The 23,852-nt window shown below is 32.7% G+C and carries 20 protein-coding genes; 11 read left to right on the forward strand and 9 right to left on the reverse strand.

Annotated features, from left to right (window positions below; genetic code table 11):
- The first annotated feature begins 28 nt into the window (after positions 1-28).
- The 7 genes from IDG65_RS06600 to nreC are packed head-to-tail and all read left to right on the forward strand — an operon-like array spanning position 29 to position 8,711.
- On the forward strand, positions 29-3,718 hold the full coding sequence (locus IDG65_RS06600) for a nitrate reductase subunit alpha (protein ID WP_052997650.1): 3,690 nt from the start codon (positions 29-31) through the stop codon (positions 3,716-3,718).
- Positions 3,708-5,267: a nitrate reductase subunit beta gene (gene narH / locus IDG65_RS06605; protein ID WP_000692652.1), complete on the forward strand. Its 1,560-nt coding sequence runs from the start codon at positions 3,708-3,710 to the stop codon at positions 5,265-5,267. The genes IDG65_RS06600 and narH overlap by 11 nt, the downstream gene beginning before the upstream one ends.
- The gene (narJ, locus tag IDG65_RS06610; RefSeq protein ID WP_000606763.1) at positions 5,260-5,835 is read left to right on the forward strand and encodes a nitrate reductase molybdenum cofactor assembly chaperone; all 576 of its coding nucleotides are present in this window, start codon (positions 5,260-5,262) and stop codon (positions 5,833-5,835) included. The genes narH and narJ overlap by 8 nt, the downstream gene beginning before the upstream one ends.
- On the forward strand, positions 5,828-6,505 hold the full coding sequence (narI, locus tag IDG65_RS06615; RefSeq protein ID WP_000934152.1) for a respiratory nitrate reductase subunit gamma: 678 nt from the start codon (positions 5,828-5,830) through the stop codon (positions 6,503-6,505). The genes narJ and narI overlap by 8 nt, the downstream gene beginning before the upstream one ends.
- A 19-nt stretch (positions 6,506-6,524) precedes the next feature.
- On the forward strand, positions 6,525-6,977 hold the full coding sequence (gene nreA, locus IDG65_RS06620; protein WP_000186930.1) for a nitrate respiration regulation accessory nitrate sensor NreA: 453 nt from the start codon (positions 6,525-6,527) through the stop codon (positions 6,975-6,977).
- A gap of 23 nt (positions 6,978-7,000) precedes the next feature.
- The gene (gene nreB, locus IDG65_RS06625) at positions 7,001-8,035 is read left to right on the forward strand and encodes a nitrate respiration regulation sensor histidine kinase NreB (RefSeq protein WP_000606549.1); all 1,035 of its coding nucleotides are present in this window, start codon (positions 7,001-7,003) and stop codon (positions 8,033-8,035) included.
- Between the two features lie 22 nt (positions 8,036-8,057).
- Positions 8,058-8,711 (forward strand): nitrate respiration regulation response regulator NreC, encoded by a 654-nt coding sequence (gene nreC, locus IDG65_RS06630; RefSeq protein WP_000706314.1) that lies wholly within the window; start codon positions 8,058-8,060, stop codon positions 8,709-8,711.
- Between the two features lie 254 nt (positions 8,712-8,965).
- On the opposite strand, the gene IDG65_RS06635 is transcribed toward nreC, so the two are convergent.
- Positions 8,966-9,706, reverse strand: a complete 741-nt coding sequence (locus tag IDG65_RS06635) for a MerR family transcriptional regulator (RefSeq protein ID WP_000332060.1) — start codon at positions 9,704-9,706, stop codon at positions 8,966-8,968.
- Entirely contained in the window at positions 9,685-10,599 is a 915-nt protein-coding gene (locus tag IDG65_RS06640) for a DUF2268 domain-containing putative Zn-dependent protease (protein ID WP_000276756.1), read from the reverse strand. Before IDG65_RS06640 ends, IDG65_RS06635 begins: the two co-directional genes overlap by 22 nt.
- 369 nt (positions 10,600-10,968) lie before the next feature.
- Between IDG65_RS06640 and IDG65_RS06645 the strand changes: the two genes are divergently transcribed.
- Positions 10,969-12,138 carry a nitrate/nitrite transporter gene (locus tag IDG65_RS06645; protein WP_000278556.1) on the forward strand — a complete coding sequence of 390 codons (1,170 nt, stop codon included), beginning with the start codon at positions 10,969-10,971 and terminating at the stop codon, positions 12,136-12,138.
- 107 nt (positions 12,139-12,245) lie between these two features.
- Here the strand turns inward: IDG65_RS06645 and IDG65_RS06650 are convergent, their stop codons facing one another.
- Entirely contained in the window at positions 12,246-12,674 is a 429-nt protein-coding gene (locus IDG65_RS06650; RefSeq protein ID WP_075583661.1) for an Hsp20/alpha crystallin family protein, read from the reverse strand.
- 214 nt (positions 12,675-12,888) lie between these two features.
- Positions 12,889-13,335, reverse strand: a complete 447-nt coding sequence (locus tag IDG65_RS06655; RefSeq protein ID WP_000289212.1) for a MarR family winged helix-turn-helix transcriptional regulator — start codon at positions 13,333-13,335, stop codon at positions 12,889-12,891.
- A 396-nt stretch (positions 13,336-13,731) separates the two neighbouring features.
- Between IDG65_RS06655 and IDG65_RS06660 the strand changes: the two genes are divergently transcribed.
- On the forward strand, positions 13,732-14,097 hold the full coding sequence (locus IDG65_RS06660) for a DUF3139 domain-containing protein (RefSeq protein WP_000727541.1): 366 nt from the start codon (positions 13,732-13,734) through the stop codon (positions 14,095-14,097).
- Positions 14,098-14,278: 181 nt separating this feature from the next.
- Positions 14,279-15,556, forward strand: a complete 1,278-nt coding sequence (locus tag IDG65_RS06665) for a cation:dicarboxylate symporter family transporter (protein ID WP_001173165.1) — start codon at positions 14,279-14,281, stop codon at positions 15,554-15,556.
- A 498-nt stretch (positions 15,557-16,054) separates the two neighbouring features.
- Here the strand turns inward: IDG65_RS06665 and IDG65_RS06670 are convergent, their stop codons facing one another.
- From IDG65_RS06670 to IDG65_RS06685, 4 genes are all read right to left on the reverse strand, one after another.
- Positions 16,055-16,411: a DUF4889 domain-containing protein gene (locus tag IDG65_RS06670; RefSeq protein WP_000791210.1), complete on the reverse strand. Its 357-nt coding sequence runs from the start codon at positions 16,409-16,411 to the stop codon at positions 16,055-16,057.
- A gap of 277 nt (positions 16,412-16,688) precedes the next feature.
- Complete coding sequence (locus IDG65_RS06675; RefSeq protein ID WP_000071901.1) at positions 16,689-17,111, reverse strand: pyridoxamine 5'-phosphate oxidase family protein; 423 nt, start codon at positions 17,109-17,111, stop codon at positions 16,689-16,691.
- Positions 17,112-17,181: 70 nt separating this feature from the next.
- On the reverse strand, positions 17,182-19,287 hold the full coding sequence (gene rsp / locus IDG65_RS06680; RefSeq protein WP_052997651.1) for an AraC family transcriptional regulator Rsp: 2,106 nt from the start codon (positions 19,285-19,287) through the stop codon (positions 17,182-17,184).
- A 1,487-nt stretch (positions 19,288-20,774) separates the two neighbouring features.
- Positions 20,775-21,158 carry a YbgA family protein gene (locus IDG65_RS06685; RefSeq protein ID WP_000664362.1) on the reverse strand — a complete coding sequence of 128 codons (384 nt, stop codon included), beginning with the start codon at positions 21,156-21,158 and terminating at the stop codon, positions 20,775-20,777.
- 182 nt (positions 21,159-21,340) lie between these two features.
- Between IDG65_RS06685 and IDG65_RS06690 the strand changes: the two genes are divergently transcribed.
- Positions 21,341-22,783 carry a sucrose-specific PTS transporter subunit IIBC gene (locus IDG65_RS06690; protein WP_001107109.1) on the forward strand — a complete coding sequence of 481 codons (1,443 nt, stop codon included), beginning with the start codon at positions 21,341-21,343 and terminating at the stop codon, positions 22,781-22,783.
- 85 nt (positions 22,784-22,868) lie between these two features.
- Here the strand turns inward: IDG65_RS06690 and IDG65_RS06695 are convergent, their stop codons facing one another.
- Positions 22,869-23,813: a magnesium transporter CorA family protein gene (locus IDG65_RS06695; protein ID WP_000633068.1), complete on the reverse strand. Its 945-nt coding sequence runs from the start codon at positions 23,811-23,813 to the stop codon at positions 22,869-22,871.
- Positions 23,814-23,852 lie beyond the last annotated feature (39 nt).

The raw sequence follows: 23,852 nt of genomic DNA on the forward strand, positions 1-23,852 counted from the left end.
GTATTTTTATACGTAGGAGGATATAAATATGGGAAAATTTGGATTGAATTTCTTTAAGCCAACAGAAAAATTTAATGGGAATTGGTCGATCCTAGAAAGTAAAAGTAGAGAATGGGAAAAAATGTACAGAGAACGTTGGAGCCATGATAAAGAAGTAAGAACAACGCATGGTGTTAACTGTACTGGATCATGTTCATGGAAAGTCTTTGTGAAAAATGGTGTGATTACCTGGGAAAATCAACAAACTGACTATCCTAGTTGTGGTCCGGATATGCCTGAATATGAACCGAGAGGCTGTCCTCGTGGTGCATCATTCTCTTGGTATGAATACAGCCCACTTCGAATTAAATATCCATATATTCGTGGGAAGCTTTGGGATTTATGGACTGAAGCATTAGAAGAAAACAATGGCAATCGTGTGGCTGCATGGGCTTCTATTGTTGAAAATGAAGACAAAGCCAAACAGTATAAGCAAGCCCGTGGTATGGGTGGACATGTGCGTTCAAATTGGAAAGATGTTACGGATATTATCGCAGCACAATTACTATATACAATTAAAAAATATGGTCCAGATCGAATCGCAGGATTTACACCTATTCCAGCGATGTCGATGATTAGTTATGCAGCAGGTGCTCGATTCATCAATTTGCTTGGTGGTGAAATGCTTAGTTTTTATGACTGGTATGCAGATTTACCACCTGCCTCTCCACAAATTTGGGGAGAGCAAACAGATGTGCCTGAATCAAGTGACTGGTATAACGCATCATACATTATTATGTGGGGCTCTAATGTACCACTAACGCGTACGCCAGACGCACATTTTATGACAGAAGTTCGCTATAAAGGAACAAAAGTTATTTCAGTAGCACCTGATTATGCAGAAAATGTGAAGTTTGCTGATAACTGGTTAGCCCCGAATCCTGGTTCAGATGCTGCAATTGCTCAAGCGATGACACATGTTATTTTACAAGAGTATTATGTTAATCAACCGAATGAACGCTTTATTAATTATGCGAAACAATATACAGACATGCCATTTATCATCATGTTAGATGAAGATGAAAATGGATATAAAGCGGGTAGATTTTTAAGAGCAAGTGACTTAGGACAAACGACAGAGCAAAGTGAATGGAAACCGGTAATCCACGACACAATCAGTGACAGTTTAGTGGTACCTAATGGCACAATGGGGCAACGTTGGGAAGAAGGTAAGAAGTGGAACTTAAAACTAGAAACAGAAGATGGTTCTAAAATTAACCCTACATTATCAATGACAGAAGGTGGATATGAATTAGAAACAATTCAATTCCCATACTTTGATAGTGATGGAGATGGGATATTCAATCGTCCAATTCCAACTCGACAAGTCACTTTAGCAAATGGTGACAAAGTCCGTATTGCTACAATTTTTGACTTAATGGCAAGTCAATATGGCGTGCGTCGTTTTGATCATAAATTAGAATCAAAAGGATACGACGATGCAGAATCAAAATATACACCTGCTTGGCAAGAAGGCATTTCAGGCGTAAAACAAAGTGTTGTCATTCAAGTAGCGAAAGAATTTGCGCAAAACGCTATCGATACTGAAGGGCGTTCAATGATTATCATGGGTGCGGGTATTAACCATTGGTTTAACTCAGATACGATTTATCGTTCAATCTTAAACTTAGTTATGTTATGTGGCTGTCAAGGTGTGAATGGTGGCGGTTGGGCTCACTATGTGGGACAAGAAAAATGTCGCCCAATTGAAGGATGGAGTACTGTCGCATTTGCGAAAGACTGGCAAGGACCACCACGTTTGCAAAACGGAACAAGTTGGTTTTATTTTGCTACAGACCAATGGAAATATGAAGAGTCAAATGTAGATCGTTTAAAATCTCCATTAGCTAAAACAGAGGAGTTAAAACATCAACATCCAGCTGATTATAATGTGTTAGCAGCTAGACTTGGTTGGTTACCATCATATCCACAATTTAATAAAAATAGCTTGTTGTTTGCAGAAGAAGCTAAAGATGAAGGTATAGATTCAAATGAAGCGATTTTGCAACGTGCAATTGATGAAATGAAATCAAAACAAACACAATTTGCAATAGAAGATCCTGATTTGAAAAAGAATCATCCAAAATCATTATTTATATGGCGTTCAAACTTAATTTCAAGTTCTGCAAAAGGTCAAGAATACTTTATGAAGCATTTACTTGGCACAAAATCAGGGTTATTAGCTACACCAAATGAAGATGAAAAGCCAGAAGAAATTACGTGGCGTGAAGAAACAACAGGTAAGTTAGATTTAGTGGTCTCTTTAGACTTCAGAATGACGGCAACACCGTTATATTCTGACATTGTTTTACCGGCAGCAACTTGGTATGAAAAACATGATTTATCATCAACGGATATGCATCCATATGTACATCCTTTCAATCCTGCCATTGATCCATTATGGGAATCACGTTCAGACTGGGATATTTATAAAACATTGGCAAAAGCATTTTCAGAAATGGCAAAAGACTATTTACCTGGAACGTTTAAAGATGTTGTGACAACTCCACTTAGTCATGATACAAAGCAAGAAATTTCAACACCATACGGCGTAGTGAAAGATTGGTCGAAGGGTGAAATTGAAGCGGTACCTGGACGTACAATGCCTAACTTTGCAATTGTAGAACGCGACTACACTAAAATTTACGACAAATATGTCACGCTTGGTCCTGTACTTGAAAAAGGGAAAGTTGGAGCACATGGTGTAAGTTTCGGTGTCAGTGAGCAGTACGAAGAACTAAAAAGTATGTTAGGCACGTGGAGTGACACAAATGAAGATTCTGTCAGAACGAATCGTCCACGTATTGATACAGCACGTAATGTCGCTGATGCCATACTTAATATTTCATCAGCTACGAATGGAAAGTTATCACAGAAATCATATGAGGATCTTGAACAACAAACTGGTATGCCATTGAAAGATATTTCTAGTGAGCGTGCTGCTGAAAAAATTTCGTTTTTAAATATAACATCACAACCACGTGAAGTTATACCAACAGCAGTATTCCCGGGATCTAATAAGCAAGGCCGACGTTACTCACCATTTACAACGAATGTAGAACGTTTAGTGCCTTTTAGAACATTAACAGGACGTCAAAGTTATTATGTGGATCACGAAGTTTTCCAACAGTTTGGTGAAAGCTTACCAGTATATAAACCAACGTTACCACCAATGGTATTTGGTGATAGAGATAAGAAAATTAAAGGTGGTACAGATGCTTTGGTACTGCGTTATTTAACGCCTCATGGAAAATGGAATATACACTCAATGTATCAAGATAATAAGCATATGTTGACACTATTTAGAGGTGGTCCAACGGTTTGGATATCAAATGAAGATGCTGAAAAACACGATATCCAAGATAATGATTGGCTAGAAGTGTATAACCGTAATGGTGTTGTAACGGCAAGAGCAGTTATTTCGCATCGTATGCCTAAAGGTACAATGTTTATGTATCATGCACAAGATAAACATATTCAAACGCCTGGGTCAGAAATTACAGATACACGTGGTGGTTCACACAACGCGCCGACTAGAATCCATTTGAAACCAACACAACTAGTCGGAGGATATGCACAAATTAGTTATCACTTTAATTATTATGGACCAATTGGGAACCAAAGGGATTTATATGTAGCAGTTAGAAAGATGAAGGAGGTTAATTGGCTTGAAGATTAAAGCGCAAGTTGCGATGGTATTAAATTTAGATAAATGCATAGGATGCCATACGTGTAGTGTGACATGTAAAAACACTTGGACAAATCGTCCAGGTGCTGAGTACATGTGGTTCAACAACGTAGAGACTAAGCCAGGTGTAGGGTATCCGAAACGTTGGGAAGACCAAGAACACTACAAAGGTGGTTGGGTACTAAATCGTAAAGGGAAACTTGAATTAAAATCTGGAAGTAGAATTTCAAAAATTGCATTAGGGAAAATATTCTATAATCCAGATATGCCACTAATTAAAGATTATTACGAGCCATGGAACTATAATTATGAACATTTAACAACTGCGAAATCAGGTAATCATTCTCCAGTTGCTAGAGCGTATTCAGAAATTACGGGGGATAACATTGAAATTGAATGGGGACCTAACTGGGAAGATGACTTAGCAGGTGGTCATGTTACAGGTCCAAAAGATCCTAACATCCAAAAAATAGAAGAAGATATTAAATTCCAATTTGACGAAACATTTATGATGTACTTACCACGTTTGTGTGAACATTGCTTGAATCCAAGTTGCGTTGCATCGTGTCCTTCAGGTGCTATGTATAAACGTGATGAAGATGGCATCGTGCTAGTTGACCAAGATGCTTGTCGTGGTTGGCGTTACTGTATGACAGGTTGTCCATATAAAAAAGTATACTTCAACTGGAAAACGAACAAAGCAGAAAAATGTACTTTCTGTTTCCCGAGAATTGAAGCGGGGATGCCTACAGTGTGTTCTGAAACTTGTACAGGACGTATGCGTTATTTAGGTGTTTTATTATATGATGCAGATCGAGTTCATGAAGCAGCTTCAGCAGTAGACGAGAAAGATTTATACGAAAAACAATTAGATATATTCTTAAATCCATTTGACGAAGAAGTCATTGCACAAGCTGAAAAAGATGGCATTAGTTATGATTGGATTGAAGCTGCACAAAACTCACCAATTTATAAGTTAGCGATTGAATATAAACTAGCATTTCCATTACATCCTGAATTTAGAACGATGCCGATGGTTTGGTATTGCCCACCACTTAGCCCAATTATGAGCTATTTCGAAGGTAAAAATACAAATCAAAATCCGGATGCGATTTTCCCAGCCATTGAAGAAATGCGCTTGCCGATTGAATATTTAGCGAATATTTTCACGGCAGGAGATACAAAACCAGTAAAAGAAGCATTGCAGCGTATGGCAATGATGAGAAGTTACATGCGTTCCCAAGTTACACAACAACCATTTGATACATCACGTTTAGAGCGATTAGGTTTAACTGAACGACAAACTAAAGATATGTATCGCTTATTAGGACTAGCTAAATATGAAGATCGATTCGTTATTCCAACGTCACATAAGGAAACATATTTAGATACGTATCATGCTCAAGGTAGTACGGGATATAACTATGGTGGCGAACACTTTGGTGATAACTGTGAAGGTTGTGGTGTTGCAGTAGGTTCAGGAAAAACTGGTCAAGAAATTTATAATGAGAATTTCTATGGAGGGATTTTCCGTGATTAATTTCGATAATTTTAAAAAGTATCAAGAAAGTTTTGGATATATAGCGCAACAGCTATGCTTTCCGGAAAAATTAACATTTCATCCAAAGACTTTTGAAGAAACAATTTCGAAAGATCATCCAGGCTATGACGATTTAATAGCATTTAGAAATGTAATGATGACATTTTCTTTATCAGAAATCAAAGCGATTTATACAGATACATTTGATTTTACGAAAAAAGCACCATTATATATGACGTATAACAAGTTTGATACACAAAAAGAACGTGGGCAAATGTTAGCGAAACTAAAGGTATTGTACGAGATGTTTGGACTAGAAATGGTAGACAATGAACTTTCTGATTATCTACCGTTGATGTTGCAATTTTTACAAGTGGCAGAATGGAGAAATGATCCAAGAGCTGAAGAGAATATTCAATTAATCATTATGATTATTGAGGATGGAACATATGTGATGGCGAATGCACTTGGTGAAGATAACAATCCATATGCCTATGTGATTCAAGCGCTTAGAAAAACATTGAAATTATGTTTGACATCACCAAAAGGAGTGAAACATCATGCTTAATCAGTTTTTATGGGTTATATTTCCGTATTTATGTTTAGTTGTCTTTGTCGCAGGTCATATTGCACGTTATCGTTATGATAAATTTTCGTGGACAGCAAAATCTAGTGAATTAATTGAAAGAAAAAGATTGATGTGGGGTAGTTTATTATTTCACTTAGGTATTATTCCGGTATTTTTTGGACATGTTGTAGGATTATTAATACCTAAGTCGTGGATGGATGCTGCCGGTGTGTCTGAGCATTTATATCATATTGGTGCTGTTTATATAGGGAGTATCTTTGGTATAATTACATTGGTAGGGATGTTTTTATTAACAGCGAGACGTGTTACTACGAAAAGTATTCGCAGATTAAGTTCAGCGTCCGATATCTTTGTTAACTTCTTATTATTACTTATTGTATTTATGGGATGTTATGCAACATTAGTAACAAATATACAGCATCCAGATTTTAACTATAGAACTTCATTATCAATTTGGTTTAGACAATTATTTATGTTGAAACCAGATGCATCATTAATGAGTGGTGTACCAATTGCATTTAAAATTCATATATTATTAGGTTTCACTATTATGGCTTGTTGGCCATTCACACGTTTAGTACATGTTTGGAGTGTACCTTTGACATATATAAATCGCAGATATATTATTTACCGTAAGAATAAAGTGTAAGTATAAGAGGTGAAAGGATTTGACACCAGAAGCAATTATTGAAGATCGTAGATTTCAAGAGACATTAGATAAAATACGCAAAGAAGAAGGTTATGATTTTGCGGCAATCGCTTTCTATGAATCTAACAAACCATCATCTCCAATAAAATGGCACTATGTTTCAGGTAATAAAAATAATCGGTTTAAATTAATTATTTTAAGAAAAGGCCGTGGATTAGCTGGAACTGTTATGAAAACAGGGAAGCGTATGATTATAGCTAATGTCGGTTTAGCATTGGGACCAGAAGAAAAGATTGACTATCCAATTTTATTAAGCGAATCATTAACAGCAGTTTTAGCAGTGCCGCTTTGGTATAAGAATCAAGTGTATGGCGTACTATTATTTGGTCAAAGAGATGGACGTCCTTTACCAAAAATATTTGATAACGATGATATTCAACGTAAGTTTGGTATTTTCAATGATGATAAATAATGAGATGAATTAGGGTGTAGGTCATGATTAATGAGGACAGTATACAATTAGAAGCTTTATTAAAAAAATACTATGAACATTCAATCGAAAAAATAGTATTTGCCGACGATAGTGGTAAAATTATTGCAATGAATGATGCTGCTAAAGATATATTATCTGAAGAAGATAATTACAGTGCTGTGGCGAATGCGATTTGTCACAGATGTGAAGGGTATACAAATGCCTATGATGTACAATCATGTAAAGATTGTTTCTTAGAGTCCATGCAAGTACAAGCTACGAATTTTCAAGTGTTTATGAAGACGAAAGATCAAAAAGTGATGCCGTTTACTGCAACTTATCAGCTTATTGATCAGGATAGAGGGATTCATGCATTTACGCTTCAAAATGTCTCATCACAGATTGAACAACAAGAAAAATTGCATCAACAACGTATGATGCGTAAAACGATTTCCGCACAAGAAAATGAGCGAAAACGAATTTCTAGGGAATTACATGATAGTGTGATTCAAGAAATGTTAAATGTAGATGTTCAATTGCGATTGTTGAAATATCAAGAAGATACAGCAAAGCTTTTGGAAGACGCAGAAAATATTGAATATATTGTCGCTAAATTAATTGATGATATACGTAATATGTCGGTTGAATTAAGACCCGCTTCTTTGGATGATCTAGGCCTTGAGGCAGCTTTTAAATCATATTTTAAACAGTTTGAAGAAAATTATGGAATAAAAATCATATATACATCAAATATTAAAAATACCCGCTTTGATAGTGATATTGAAACGGTTGTTTATCGAGTAGTGCAAGAAGCTATTCTAAATGCGTTGAAATACGCTGATGTAAATGAAATAAATGTAGGTATCCGTCAAACTGGGCGACATTTGGTTGCTGAAGTGATAGATGCGGGAAATGGTTTTGATCCAAGTTCTAAGCCTAAAGGTTCTGGACTCGGTTTATATGGAATGAATGAGCGAGCTGAATTAGTCAGTGGTAGCGTCAACATCGAAACGAAAATTGGTGAGGGTACCAATGTTACATTGAACATTCCAATTTGAAACATACATTGGGGGAATAAAATTGAAAATAGTCATTGCCGATGATCACGCTGTTGTCCGTACGGGGTTCTCTATGATTTTAAATTATCAAAATGATATGGAAGTTGTTGCAACGGCTGCAGATGGCGTCGAAGCTTACCAAAAAGTAATGGAATATAAACCTGATGTGTTACTAATGGATTTAAGTATGCCACCAGGTGAGTCAGGTCTTATCGCTACGAGTAAAATTGCTGACAGTTTTCCTGAAACTAAAATACTAATATTAACAATGTTTGATGATGAGGAGTATTTGTTCCATGTGTTGCGTAATGGTGCGAAAGGTTACATATTGAAAAATGCACCTGATGAACAATTATTGTTAGCTATTCGAACTGTATATAAAGGTGAAACATATGTAGATATGAAACTTACAACATCTTTAGTGAATGAATTTGTATCTAATTCAAATCAGGACACTGCAAACACATCAGATCCTTTTAAAATATTATCAAAACGAGAACTAGAAATATTACCACTTATTGCCAAAGGTTACGGGAATAAAGAAATTGCAGAGAAATTATTTGTTTCTGTAAAGACAGTAGAGGCACATAAGACGCATATTATGACAAAGCTTGGCTTGAAAAGTAAACCAGAGCTCGTTGAATATGCATTGAAAAAGAAATTATTAGAGTTTTAATGTTTGAAAATAATACCATACAAAGCGCCAGAGGAAACGGGGAATCTTCTGGCGCTTTTGTATGTTTCGAAATATATATTTTTTTATAAATCGAATGGAACCTAATCCTTTCTCCTTTCGATAACCTATACTAATTCGCTTTGCAAAGGTACAACTTTTAATATAGTTATTGATTTAGAGAATAAATGATTAGTTTTCTACTTTGAACAATTATTTTAGTTGGTGTATTCAGTGTTGTAGCATCTGTATGAGGATTAAAAATTGTCGCTCTTATTCACATTGCTCAAAAAATAATTAACAGCTTCTGAAATGTATGATGCTAAATTTTGATTATCATATGAATTAAAGTAATCTTTGAAACGCGTATCATCTTCATATGTTTTAGCAATACAGCATAATGTTTCATCATCAAAATCAGCGATAGTATTCATAAAAGATTTCCATTCTGTCACGATATCATTACAGTCTTGGATTGGATAATGACTCAAAGACATATGATTAAATTTATTGAAGATTGTTGACAATTTCTGTCTGATATCCTGTGATTGTAAGTTATCTTTACGTCTAATAAATGATTGATATGCTTTCGTATGACCATATTTTATAGATGCTTCTTTATCATATTGTGACTGTAGTGTCTTGTTTAAAATGCTGGTATCTATTAGAGAATGTCCTTTAATAAATTCACATACAGAGCGTCTAATTAATTGTAAGTCAGAAATCTTTTTATCTAACTTGCTTATTTGCTCTGATAATAACTTTCGCAATTGTTCATTATCATATGAAATGTATTGTTTTATTTTAGCGATATCAAAATCAAAAGACTTGAGTATTAAAATCTTTTGTAATTTTTCTAAGTCTTGCTGTTTATAAACGCGATAATTTTTATCATTTTTATCTGGAACTAATAATCCTATTTCATCGTAATAATGTAAAGTTCTTTTAGTTACACCTGTAATTTCAATAATATCTTTTAAAGTGTATGTGTATGCCAAAATTCAGTCACCTCATTTATTATTTTTTGTGCTGGAAGTGTTGTGGCAACTTCAATAGGTATGTTTGATTTTTGTAAAAAGTATTTCACCAAGTGATAGCCACATGCATAACCGGCAGCATGAGATAAGCCAACGATAGGCCTACCTTGAAGTTTATTAATATCATCACCATAGAGATAAGGCATCGATTCAAATATATGCTTTAAATGTAAATGATTATAAATAGTATTTTTAATTTTTACGTTATCACGACTCCAATTAGTATTTGTTACCCACGGTCCAATATGCGCTTTACCATACAATGATTCTACATAGTTTTCAGCTAATCCTTCTGCAATAATCAATTCAATCAAACTTCCGCCATCCCAATCAATATATTGATAGCGCATATTATGATTTACTTCATGTGCAATTAAGCTTTTCATAGAATTAATTGTACTTGTACTCGGCACTAAATAAATCATAATATAACCTGGTATGCCACCATCACCACCACGATTTTTATTTAGATACATAAGTGGTTTTTGGCTATCTCCAAGTAATACTGTGAAATGATAGTTAGAAACTTGAGATGAGATACTATAATTTGCAAATTGATCTATAGCAACTTTTAAATATTTTTCACAATTAATCCAGAAATCATTATTCAGGTATTGTATTGACATTTGGTCAGTTTCAACCAGTTCTTCGGGAGACTTATGAAATACATCTAAAAGTTGAATCGCACTCATTGTCTGCTTGTCATCATTATGAATAGGAATCTGCTGCACCTCAAATTTCTTTTTAAAAGGTACTAATATTTCTTTAGTGAAAATTGAATCACGTTCGTTTAATGGTGCCTTGAGTATTTTCTTATAGACGGAATCTGATCTAATAATATTGATTTTATACATGATAAACCTCCTTACGCTGTCAGCATAAAGGGTAACGTAACGTGATTTTCAAGCAGTAATTGTAACTAATTGAAAAAAATTAAGAAAAGTATGTGAGCGTTCCTTAATAATATGATTAAAATGATGACAAAATAGTGTCTAAATGCATCGTAAAGGGACATTGTATAGGGGAAATCACACCATAAATAAGGGAAAATCCTTATGTTCACTTTTTCACAATCATAATAAAATATATATGTAGTCAATACTTTGTCTATATTGAATGTTTTCATATAAATGAAAGCATTTTTAAATAACATTGACCTCTAACATATAGGCAGAGTATTGATATCTATTAAAAAATAAATGATTTTGGTGAAGGTGAAACGTATGTACAAAACAAAAGGTGGCTTTCAACTTACATTACAAACATTAAGTTTAGTGGTTGGATTTATGGCTTGGAGTATTATTGCTCCTTTAATGCCTTTTATTAAACAGGATGTCAATGTAACTGAAGGTCAAATATCAATCATTTTAGCGATACCAGTTATTTTGGGATCAGTGCTCCGTGTGCCATTTGGTTATTTAACAAATATTGTTGGTGCTAAATGGGTATTCTTTACAAGTTTTATCGTATTGTTATTCCCGATATTTTTCTTGAGCCAAGCACAAACGCCGGGGATGTTAATGGCATCAGGATTTTTCCTTGGCGTAGGTGGCGCAATTTTCTCTGTTGGTGTTACATCAGTTCCTAAATATTTCCCTAAAGAAAAAGTAGGTCTAGCAAATGGTATTTATGGTATGGGGAATATCGGTACAGCAGTTTCTTCATTTTTAGCACCACCGATAGCGGGTATTATTGGTTGGCAAACAACAGTTAGAAGTTACTTAATTATTATCGCTTTATTTGCATTAATTATGTTCATTTTTGGTGACACACAAGAACGTAAAATTAAAGTGCCATTAATGGCTCAAATGAAAACATTATCTAAAAACTACAAATTATATTACTTAAGTTATTGGTATTTCATTACTTTTGGTGCTTTTGTTGCATTTGGTATTTTCTTACCTAACTACTTAGTAAATCATTTTGGAATTGACAAAGTAGATGCTGGTATTCGTTCAGGTGTATTCATTGCGCTGGCAACATTCTTGAGACCAATAGGTGGTATACTAGGTGATAAATTTAATGCAGTTAAAGTACTGATGATTGATTTTGTTATTATGATTATCGGTGCCGTTATTTTAGGTATTTCAGACCATATCGCATTATTCACTGTAGGCTGTTTAACAATAAGTATTTGTGCAGGTATTGGTAACGGCTTAATTTTTAAATTAGTACCATCATACTTCTCAAATGAAGCAGGATCAGCAAATGGTATCGTATCAATGATGGGTGGTTTAGGAGGATTCTTCCCACCGTTGGTCATCACATACGTAGCTAATTTAACAGGTTCAAGCCATTTAGCATTTATTTTCTTAGCGGTATTCGGCTGCATTGCATTATTTACAATGCGCCATTTATATCAAAAAGAATATGGTTCATTGAAACACAGTTGATATGTAATACGAAGCATTCTTAAATTTAAATGACAAAGCCTTAATATCATGCGCAATATTCGTAGCATGATATTAAGGCTTTAGTAGTGTATTCATTTTAAATTTAACTATGAAATTGGAATAGATGTTGATGAAGTAGTGTCATTGCTTGGTTTGATTTTAGGCAGGGTAATAGTTAATAGCCCATTTTCAAAACTAGCAGTAATATGTTGCTTATCAACAGCTTCAAAATCAAATTGACGCATTAATGATTCGAAGTTACGCTCATCTAAAATGAGTTGTTCAGATTTGTGTTTTGCGTTTCTAGTAGCTTGAATAGTGAGCGTATTATTATTGAAATCGATACTAATATCTTCTTTATTTACACCTGCTAGTTCAGCTTCTAAGTAATATAATTCGTCTGTTTCATATATATTCGTTACAAATGAAGGTGTTGAAAAGTAATTAAATACTTGTTTACCTAAATCTTTAAATGTATCACTTGGATTACCGTTAAAAAAGTTTTGATTCTCGAATTGATTGAAGTTCAATATCATCACTTCCATTATATAAATTTGTATTACAAAGCCATTATATGAGTAGTATTAAAAAAGATAAAGTAAAAGGGGAGATAAAAAGTTATAAATGGGTAGATTTGTGCCTGATAAGGAATCAGGGCAAAAGAGCTGAGCATCGAGATTTATACAAGCAATAAAGATAATGAATAAACATAGCGATGCATACTTCTGCCCATCACCTTATGATAGGGAGTTACTTTTTGTCGGAATTGTCGAAATTTTTCGAAACAAAATTCCGCAAATTATTAACAATGTCTGATGCTTCTCGTTCTGAAATGTTGAATTCATTAAATACTTTAACAGAAATTTCAGCAAGAGGACTTTTTATTGCTTTACCTTGCTCTGTTAGAGAAATTTGTAGGTTTCTTTCATCTTTCTCTTCACGTGTTCGAACAACGTAATCTTTCTTTTCTAATTTCTTTAGTAATGGTGTCAGTGTTCCAGAATCTAAGAATACACGTTCACCTAATTTTTTGATGTTAAGTTTTTCATCATTTTCAATCGCCATTAAAACAATGTAACCAGTATAGGTTAAATCATAATCCTTAAGATAGTTTGTGTATTTTTTAATTATTTCTTTTGAAGAAACATAAAATAAAAAACACAACTGTTTGCTAAGATAGCTGTTTTCTACATACATCCAATCACTCCTTGTTAAAATAAACAATATTATGAAGTGTAATAGTTGTCAAGTACTGATTTCATCGCAATTATCGAATTGTCTATAATTGAATTTAAATGTTAAATAATGCAAAACATATCAATATCTTAGTATTTTCATCGGTAATGACTGATATGACTGATTTTTTAAATTGAAAAAAATGGAATTGTATCATTCTTAATTGTTAAAAGTAGTCAATTATTTTGATAGATAGTAAAATGAAATTTGTTATTAAATTTTTTCAAAGCATCGTGTATGTAATTCGATTTCTATAATAATATTGAGAAGAAAAAAATTGTTACAATCTGGTAAAAACTCTTTATTAAATAAATTGATTCGTTCATACTGAATAGATAAGCAAAAAGGAGTTACATAATGAAGAAGAAAAAAAACGTGATTAAAGTTATCATTATATTATTTATTTCATTAATTGTTGCTGTAGCATTTTTCTTTGGTCTGAAAACATATCAAGGCCATAAGAATATTCAACTTATTGACAGTTACTTGGAAGAGAAAAGTCTAAAAGATAAAATTAAATCAGAAAAAACAGAGTATAGTGCTAAAAAAGGTCTCTTCTATAAGGAAGTTACATTTAAAGATGAACCTGGTGTAACTTATGTTGTGCAACCTATCAGTACTAATAAAGGATTATTTGTTGAAGGCTTTGATACAGAAACTAAGAAAAGTTTGAAAACTGCAAAGCATAAATATTTCAATCAAAATTATAAACCATCAAAATAGTGAAGCGTATAACTGGTATAACAGTTTAGTGCCTTCAATTTTAATTATTTGAGGTAAACAGTTTTTGTATGGAAATTAGTGATTTTTGACATCTATAAAAGATAAATATTTTAATTTTTTATAGATAATTATCAATTTTCTGATATAATTGAGTGATGTCAGATGAAGGGGAGTTTGTACTATGGCTCTATTCAAGAGAAAAATTAGCCTACCTATGCAAGTTGTTATTGCATTAGTGTTAGGTGTTGTCGTAGGACTTTTATTATATGGACAAGAAAACGTAGCAAATTACATTAAACCATTTGGTGACGTATTTTTAAATTTAATTAAAATGATCGTTATACCAGTTGTATTTTGCTCGCTAGCGCTTTCTATTTCGAACGTTGGGGAATCGAAAACTGTAGGGCGTTATGGCTGGAAAACAATTTTATACTTTGAAATTATTACAACAATCGCAATAGGTTTAGGGATTATCTTCGGTAACCTATTTAAACCAGGTGCTGGATTAGACCCAACAAAATTACCTAAAGGTGATATTTCTAAATATCAATCAACTGCACATGCAGCAGAACAATCTACATATGGAAATCATTTTATTGATACCATTGTACATATTATTCCGACAAACTTTTTTGAAGCTTTAAATAAGGGTGAATTATTACCTATTATCTTCTTCGCAGTATTCTTTGGATTAGGATTAGCTGCAGTAGGTAAAAAAGCAGAACCAGTTAAAGAATTTTTAAGCGGATCGCTTGAAGCTGTGTTCTGGATGATTAATAAAATTTTAAAATTAGCACCACTTGGAGTGTTTGCATTCATTTGTACTACAATTATTACATTTGGTGCATCCGCATTATTACCACTATTAAAATTAGTATTAGTTGTTGTCTTTGCAATGGTGTTCTTTGTATTCGCTATACTAGGACTAGTTGCATGGATGTGTGGTATTAATATCATGAATATTATTAGAATCTTGAAAAGTGAATTGCTTTTAGCATTTTCTACATCAAGTTCGGAAGCTGTACTTCCTGTAATGATGAAGAAAATGGAAAACTTCGGTTCTCCAAAAGAAATTACTTCTTTTGTTATACCAATTGGTTATACGTTTAACTTAGACGGATCAGCACTTTATCAATCTATTGCAGCATTATTCGTTGCACAGATGTATGGAATGCACTTAACATTATCAGAGCAAATTGTGTTGATGTTAACATTAATGATTACGTCTAAAGGTATGGCGGCAGTACCAGGAACTTCAATCGTTGTTTTATTAACAACATTAGGTGCCATGGGCTTACCGGCACAAGGTTTAGCATTAATTATTGGTGTTGACCGTATCTTAGATATGGTACGTACATGTGTAAACGTTATTGGTAACGCATTATCAACAATCGTTATAGCTAAATGGGAAAACGTATATGACAAAGCAAAAGGTCAAGAATATTTAAAATCAATTTAAAAAATACTATCTGACATTTAAAGCCCCTTACAACCTTTGGTTGTTAGGGGCTTTTATGCATGCGCTAAAGCGCAGGCGAACCGAAACGAAGTGACCTCAGGTTGTTAGGGGCTTTTATGCATGCGCAAAGCGCAGGCGAACCGAAATGAAGGCAACCTCAGGTTGTTAGGGGCTTTTATGCATGCGCTAAAGCGCAGGCGAACCGAAACGAAGTGACCTCTGGTTGTTAGGGGCTTTTATGCATGCGCTAAAGCGCAGGCGAACCGAAGCGCAGTGACCTCAGGTTGTTAGGGGCTTTTATGCATGCGCAAAGCGCAGGCGAACCGAAACGAAGTGACCTCTGGTTGTTAGGGGCTTTTATGCATGCGCAAAGCGCAGGCGAACCGGAAATAGACTGACACAGTAATTCTTAAAAAGCAGCAGTAAGATAATTTTCAATTAGAAAACATCTTACTGCTGCTTTTAATATCTTATATATTATTCAAAATTAAAGCTTAATTAGTGTTTCATGTGCATTTTGCCCATGTCATGAATTTTCATCATTAAACCATGTGGTACATCGTCATGATCAACTTTTTTTACTTTAACAATTTTATCAGAATCTGCTAATTTATAAACAATTACAAAATCACCTTTTTTAACTGAAACGTCTGCATCTGAAGGTAATTTAACGTTCTTCTCAATGCTTTCATCTTTTTCACTAATCATTTTTTCAATTGTAGCATTGTCTTTCATAATTCCATAATATGTATCTTTCTTTCCACCAGTCATCATCATGATTACTAGTACAATACATACAATCAACATGATGGCAATTAAACTAATACCAAGACCAAACCCTTTTTTATTTTTCACGGTTCATCAATCTCCTTAAATGTAGTTAATTCTGTTATACCTAAAAGTACAACAGTTTGCAAATGCAGTATTTATATTACATAAAATTAATTTAAAAAGACACACCTTAATCACAATAAATGTGAATAAAATGTGTCTAAAATATTGTTATATAATAAAAATATAGTTAAAAGTATTAAACGCTTTCAAAATCGAAATATATATAAATAGGATACTGTTGAAATTTATAGCTAACATGTTCAATTGCTGGCTAATTTTAAAACTAAAAACTTACATATTATAAATCAATTTTAATAGGTGTATCTAATGATTTATCATTCATTAGCTTAATGGATTGCGGAACTACTCTTAAAACACATAACTCTGGGTCTTCTTTTGAACTGAAAAAGCTTTTGTCTTGTGTTTCCCATAGCCAATCAATCACTTCTTGTTCTGTAACGATTTCGATGGTCGCTTCCATCTCAACGAAACTACGATTAGTTGTGTCGTTATAGCCTAACAAAACATATGCTGCTGGATTATCTTTAATTTCTTTGACCTTAGCAGAATGGATATTCGTTTTAGTATATAAAGTAAGACCATCATTATAAAAGACCATATATCTACTATTAGGTTTGTTATTATATGCAGTTGATAATACACCAACTTTTGACGTTGCTAACACGTTTTCAATTGCTTGAATTGCTTGTGAGTTACTCATCCTACATCATCTCCTTATGATATAAATAGCCTTTAACGTAAGAAACTAAACACAAGAGGACTGTTAGTATTTAGCTTGGTTTAAAGCAAATATATTTAACCTCGTCGTGATTTAACTTGAGTTCAAATGTACGACCAGTTTCTTCTTGAACTGCAAGCTCCGTTTTAGGGTAATTCGTTTTGTCTAATTCATCTAAAATTTCTTTTTCTATATAAACAAGTTGATCGCTTATTGGAAGCAAATGTTGAATTGAACCATGTTCATGATTCAATGTTTTAATAATCATCAAAGAGTCTTGAGGTAATTCATTATGGAAAATGAAATCTTGTTTTACGTCTGACATATATCGATCATTAATTTTATTGAATAATAAGAAATGGTAGTTATTATCTTTACGACTCAATACATAATTATTTGTAATTTCAATGTCTTCGTTAACAAAAGGTCTAAACATTTTATATAAATGCATTAATGGTAGGGGGCTACCATATTTGTTGTACAAGGAAATATAATTTGAATGGTCATCTAATAATTGATAGCTAATGCCACCGCCATATCGTAATAATGCGATTAAGTGATACACTATGTCAGATAATTGAATTGGATTCTTACCATCATTAGTATATTTAAACCCGCTTACAGACAGGTTATTATATACAAATTGTGTTGATGATATACCTGAATCTAAAATAAATTTCTTATACTGTTCAAAATGTGTGTCAGTTTGATGATAGTGTTGATTTTTAGTGATAAGATGTGTTGCAGTTTTTGAATTTTCAATATCAATAAAGTAATAATGGAATTTAAGACGCTGCATGACATCATAAACTTGTTCCACGGTTGAATAAGTTTCTAAAAAGCCATCGACTGTCACACTATATTTAATTTCTTTATTTTTGTTTTTAATTTTAAGATGACATAAATGAATTTCTTCTGCTGTCATAGAATTAGAGCAAAATACGAGCATAAATTTAACTAATTTCTTGCTTGTCTTATAGTCTTGATTGCCTTGTAAAAATGTTAGTATTAATTGCTTCATCGTTTCGAATTGTTGTGTTGATTTAATAGCGATTGCTAAACCTATATTTTTTTCGAAAAGCTTTTCAAAACATCTATTTAACAGGTTGTAATTCGTTTGGCTAATCTCAATATCGTGAATATCGTCAATGAAAACGACAGGTTTTGGTAAGTGCTCAAAGTTAATATCGTAATATTCATTGAAAATAAATTGAAATAGTTCATTGAAATTACTGAATCGAACAAATACTTTGGCACGCTGACTTCGATCTTTCGGATTAAAATCATCTATATGAATATCTGTTGTATTTGTAGCCAACTGAGCTGTTAAATCAATTGTTGAAATTAACTCAGTGAATTGTGATACGTTATCTTGTTGGAAGTGTATTTGTGGTGGTTCAGTAATCTTGGAAACGAGTGAACGGAACTGTTTAGGACTAAAATGCAAGTAATTCTTAAATTGATTTGCAAAATTTGTATGACTGTTAAAACCAGCCAATTCAGAAACAGTTGTAATAGAATGTTTTGTAGAAAGTAATAAATTGATGGCGTTAACAAGTTTAATACTTGTAAAATAATCTTTAAAATTCATACTCAAATATCGAACAAAAAGATTAGAACAATATGATTCAGAGATGTTGCAATGCATCGCTATATCTTTTAAAGACAAGTGCGCATCAATATTGTCATGAATATAGTTTACACAATCTATAAACACTGGATTGCTTAAAGCAATATTTGGTAAATATTCATGATCTATTCTTATAAAAGCTTCTTTAAGTAAAGTGTCTATAATACTTTGACCTATATTTTTTCCCATTAAAGAAGAACTTGTTGGTGTACTGATTAAATTGGCAATTAATGACTTAATATAATTACTTGATTGTAATAAATGACGATCTAAATAACCATTAAAGAAATCATCATCTTGTTGATGAAAATAAAAAACGGGTATCATTAATTCGATTATATTTTCGCCGTGGTTAATATTATAAATATCACCATGGTTAATTAAGATAATATAATTACTTACGTCTTTGGTTTCACCATTAATCGTAATATTGAGTTTACTTGTAAGTGAAAATAGCACCATAATATTATTAATATTACGACTTGGTATTGTCGATAATGTATGATGTATTTTAAGTTGGCATGTCATATTTCTCTCTCCTGCCTAATATATATTGAAATCTATCATTTAAATGTAAAACATGGAAATTTTTAAAATCATGGATAGTATACCTATTATAGTTGAATATTTTTGAAAAGGTAATAGTGAAAAATAAAAGAAATTAATGAAAACTCCTAGGAAAACGCTTGTTTTTATGCATTGTGCACAATATAAAAGTAAAATTAGAAAGATAGTAAGCAAAATTTGGAAATTTTCGATAGAGTCTAATTAAATTATTTGGTGCATAATTAATATAGATTTCAAACCTATGTATTTCAAAAAACAATACATAGCCATTTTGAACTTACTTGCTAATCTTTTATTGATATTCAACTATGTTATAAAAAAAGCAAATTGACCAAAATGGAAGTTTGAATCAAAAAACATTAAATGTACCCATGACTTAAATTTTATCGCCATTATTTAAGTTTGGACATACACTTTTGTCATCAAACGCTGAAAATTAGTACGATTGAAATCACTTCTTGTTATAAAAATTCTTAGTAGCCCTGTTACAAAATATTCGCTACAAATTATTCAAATCAACAACAATAACCATCAACTAAGAAATTTTAAACAATCTACTGAAAAATAAAGCGTTTAAAAGTTCTGTTTAGAAAACATCAAGATAAGTATAAACATCTAGAAAAGTGAACATCTAAGAAAATCCATCTAGTTATTGCCGTAACAATTAGAATAATCATTTGAAAAAGTGCATTAGACAACGAAATTCACCATCAAGATAATGAAGCAACAAGAAACAGCACACATCAATGAATTAACACCTTAGATTCATCATGAGAAAATGCATGGCACAACTAGATTTACCATCAAGATAATTCTTAAGCAGCGAAGAATTAACATCTAGAAATGCATAAACATCTTAGATTTTACATCAAGAGATGCGATAACTATAAACAACTAGAAACGTCACCAAGATAGTGCAACAACAAAGAATCAGCATCTTGAAATCGCACTAACATCTAAGAATCAACATCAAGTATTATATTAACATCATAGATAACTTCATCAAGACAGGCATCCACATCTAAGAAACTCATCTAGAATAGCTAACACCTAACATCAAAGAATATTCATCAAGAACAGTATCTAACAGAACTTTTTGACTATATATGAATTAATTATGTTACTAGCTAAATCATCTATTATTAACTTTCACACTCAATTTCTACATCTAATATCAATTTATTAACAATAGAATTAGCAGCAACAAGATATTACTTAAAATTACTCCCCCGAATTTAAAATATAAACAATGTAATAATTAAGGGTATAAATTGATTTATGCTGTAACTAATTAAATGTGTATGGTATCTTCTAACATCATGAAACGCATTTTAATATAGATATGTACATTTAAACCTTGAGAGATAGATTATAGTAAACTTTAGTACAAAGTATGAATTGCTGAACTCCAATGACTACTATTTGTCCGTTACAACTAAAGTTTCAATCTATCTCTTTCTTTTTGTGTTTAAAACACGACTTTGTAGTAAATATTGAACATCATATTTATTAGCAAGTTCTGCTAAAAAATCTAATAAAGTTTGGGTGTCGATTTTACCATTAATAAAATCAGCTTTAAGTAGTTTTGATTGTTGTCTTTCTTCTTCATTCGCACATTTTTTAAAATATCCCCACATATGATCAAAAGCATTACATACACTTCCTATACTTGGTTCAATTAACAAAGCATCATCAATCATTTGTTGGACTTGATGAAGTGATAAATCCGTTTTTAAAGCATTCCTTATCATTTGGTAAGACTGTTGACTGTGTAACAATACATGATATTTTTCCTCACGCCAAAGCTGTTCGATATGGCCACGTTCTTTCATAAAATTACCTCCGATAATTAATGTTAATATACATGCATATAGTATAGCAATAAAAATGAATGCGCTATCAAAAATGGTGTAGGTGTTTATATAAAATGATAATAGAGTGTTGCAAATATTTTTGGAACCGGTTACAATAAAGTGGAATAAATGGAACCGGTTCTAATTAGGAGGCTAAATATATGAATTATAAGCAATCCGCAGAAGATATTTTGAACGCGATAGGCGGAGAAGAGAATTTAGATGCAATGGCGCATTGTGCAACGAGACTACGATTAGTTTTAAATGATGAAAGTTTAGTAAATGAAGAGGCGCTAAACAATATGGATGTAGTTAAAGGGACGTTTTCTACTGGGGGACAATACCAAATTATTATTGGGTCTGGTACAGTCAATAAAGTATTTAGTGAACTGGAAAAATTAACTGGAAAAGAAGCATCAACCACTTCGGAAGTCAAAGCACAATCTGCTAAAAATATGAATCCGTTACAGCGATTTGTAAAAATGCTTTCAGATATCTTTGTTCCGATTATACCAGCCATCGTTGCTGGTGGTTTATTAATGGGGTTAAATAACATTTTGACTGCGAAAGATTTATTCTTTTCAGGTAAATCATTGATAGATGTCTATAGTCAATTTGCTGGATTAGCTGAAATGATAAATGTTTTTGCGAATGCACCATTTACATTATTACCAATTTTAATTGGATTTAGTGCAGCAAAACGTTTTGGTGGCAATCCGTTTTTAGGTGCTGCATTAGGTATGATATTGGTTCATCCATCGCTAATGAGCGCATACGATTTCCCAAAAGCAGTTGAAGCAGGTAAGGCTATTCCATATTGGGATGTATTTGGTTTGCATATTAATCAAGTAGGTTATCAAGGACAAGTGTTACCTATGCTTGTAGCAGCTTATATCTTAGCTTCAATTGAAAAAGGGTTACGCAAAGTTATTCCAACGGTGTTAGATAATTTGTTAACACCATTGTTATCTATTTTTATAACAGCATTTCTAACATTTTCATTTGTAGGTCCAATCACTCGACAATTAGGTTACTGGTTATCAGATGGTTTAACATGGCTTTATGAATTTGGTGGTGCAATTGGTGGATTAATATTCGGATTATTGTATGCTCCGATTGTTATTACAGGTATGCATCATAGCTTTATAGCTGTAGAAACGACATTAATTGCAGATGCCACAAAAACGGGTGGATCATTTATATTCCCGATTGCGACAATGTCTAATGTTGCACAAGGTGGTGCAGCAATTGCAGCGTTCTTTATTATTAAACAAAATAAGAAGTTAAAAGGTGTGGCATCTGCCGCAGGTATTTCAGCATTACTTGGTATTACAGAACCGGCTATGTTTGGTGTTAACTTAAAACTAAGATATCCTTTTATTGGCGCTATCGTTGGATCAGGTATTGGTTCAGCATATATTGCTTTCTTCAAGGTTAAAGCAATCGCATTAGGAACTGCTGGATTGCCTGGATTTATCTCAATCAATCCAGTACATGCAGGATGGTTACACTACTTTGTTGGTATGACAATATCATTCATCGTTGCCATAACAGTTACTTTAATTTTATCTAAAAGAAAAGCAAATAAAGAAGTTGTAGAATAAAAAAAGAGGTATGACAGTAATCAAAGTATCAGTCATTGCAAATGCAATAGGGTGAAACTTTAAGCTGTCATACCTTTTAATTTAGTTATAATTTCTGTTTTCGCCATAAGAAAATACTAACAATTACGACAAGAATTAATGAAATACCTACCACAATAATCCAAGATATATAACTATGGTCATCAATTGGCAACGGCACATTCATACCGAAGAAACTAAATACGAGCGTTGGTAACGTTAATAGTACCGTGAAAAGTGTTAATGTCTTCATAATCGTATTCATATCATTAGATAATAAGGAAGCGTATGATGTTGTGATACTTTCTAAGATACGTTGATGTAATTCTGTTGTTTCGATGGCTTGGTTATTTTCAATGATTAAATCTTCTAGTAATTCTTCATCTTCTTCAAAACGTTTAATTGCAGGTAAACGGAATAACTTTTTAATAATTGTATCGTTACCTTTTAAGGCAGCTAAAAAGTATACTAAACTTTTTTCAACTTCCATTAATTTGAAAAGTTGTTTGTTAGTAATGTTATTTTTTAGTTCTTTCTCAATACGAATTCTACTTTTATTAAGTAATCGTAAGTTACGATTATAATGGTCGGCAATAGTAGTTAAAATTTCTAATGCAAATCTGCTGTGAAATTTTAAATTAATATCACGCTTAGGTAAATTTTCTAAAAATTCATTTTCAGCGTCACAAACTGTTACGATAATACCGTTGCCAATAATAATGCCTAATGGAATCGTTACAAAAGATAGAACGCTACGATTAGTTGAATTGACGATAGGTAAATCAATAATGATTAATGAGTAACCAGTATCTTCGTCATATTCAATACGGGAACTTTCTTCTGAGTCCAAAGGGTCACGTATAAAGTCTTCAGGTATATTATATTGTTCCATAAGATTTTCAATTTCTTCTCGGTCTGGTTCTACTACATTAATCCATGACGCTGTATGATCTAATGGTGTTTTTATAATATGTTTATCTATATCTTCAGAATGTCTGAATGAAGTAATCATGATATATAGTTCCTTTCTAAAGGATTTAGGAAAAGCGAG

Origin of the sequence: Staphylococcus sp. EG-SA-17 (assembly GCF_017151845.1) — a bacterium.
Classification (GTDB): domain Bacteria; phylum Bacillota; class Bacilli; order Staphylococcales; family Staphylococcaceae; genus Staphylococcus; species Staphylococcus aureus.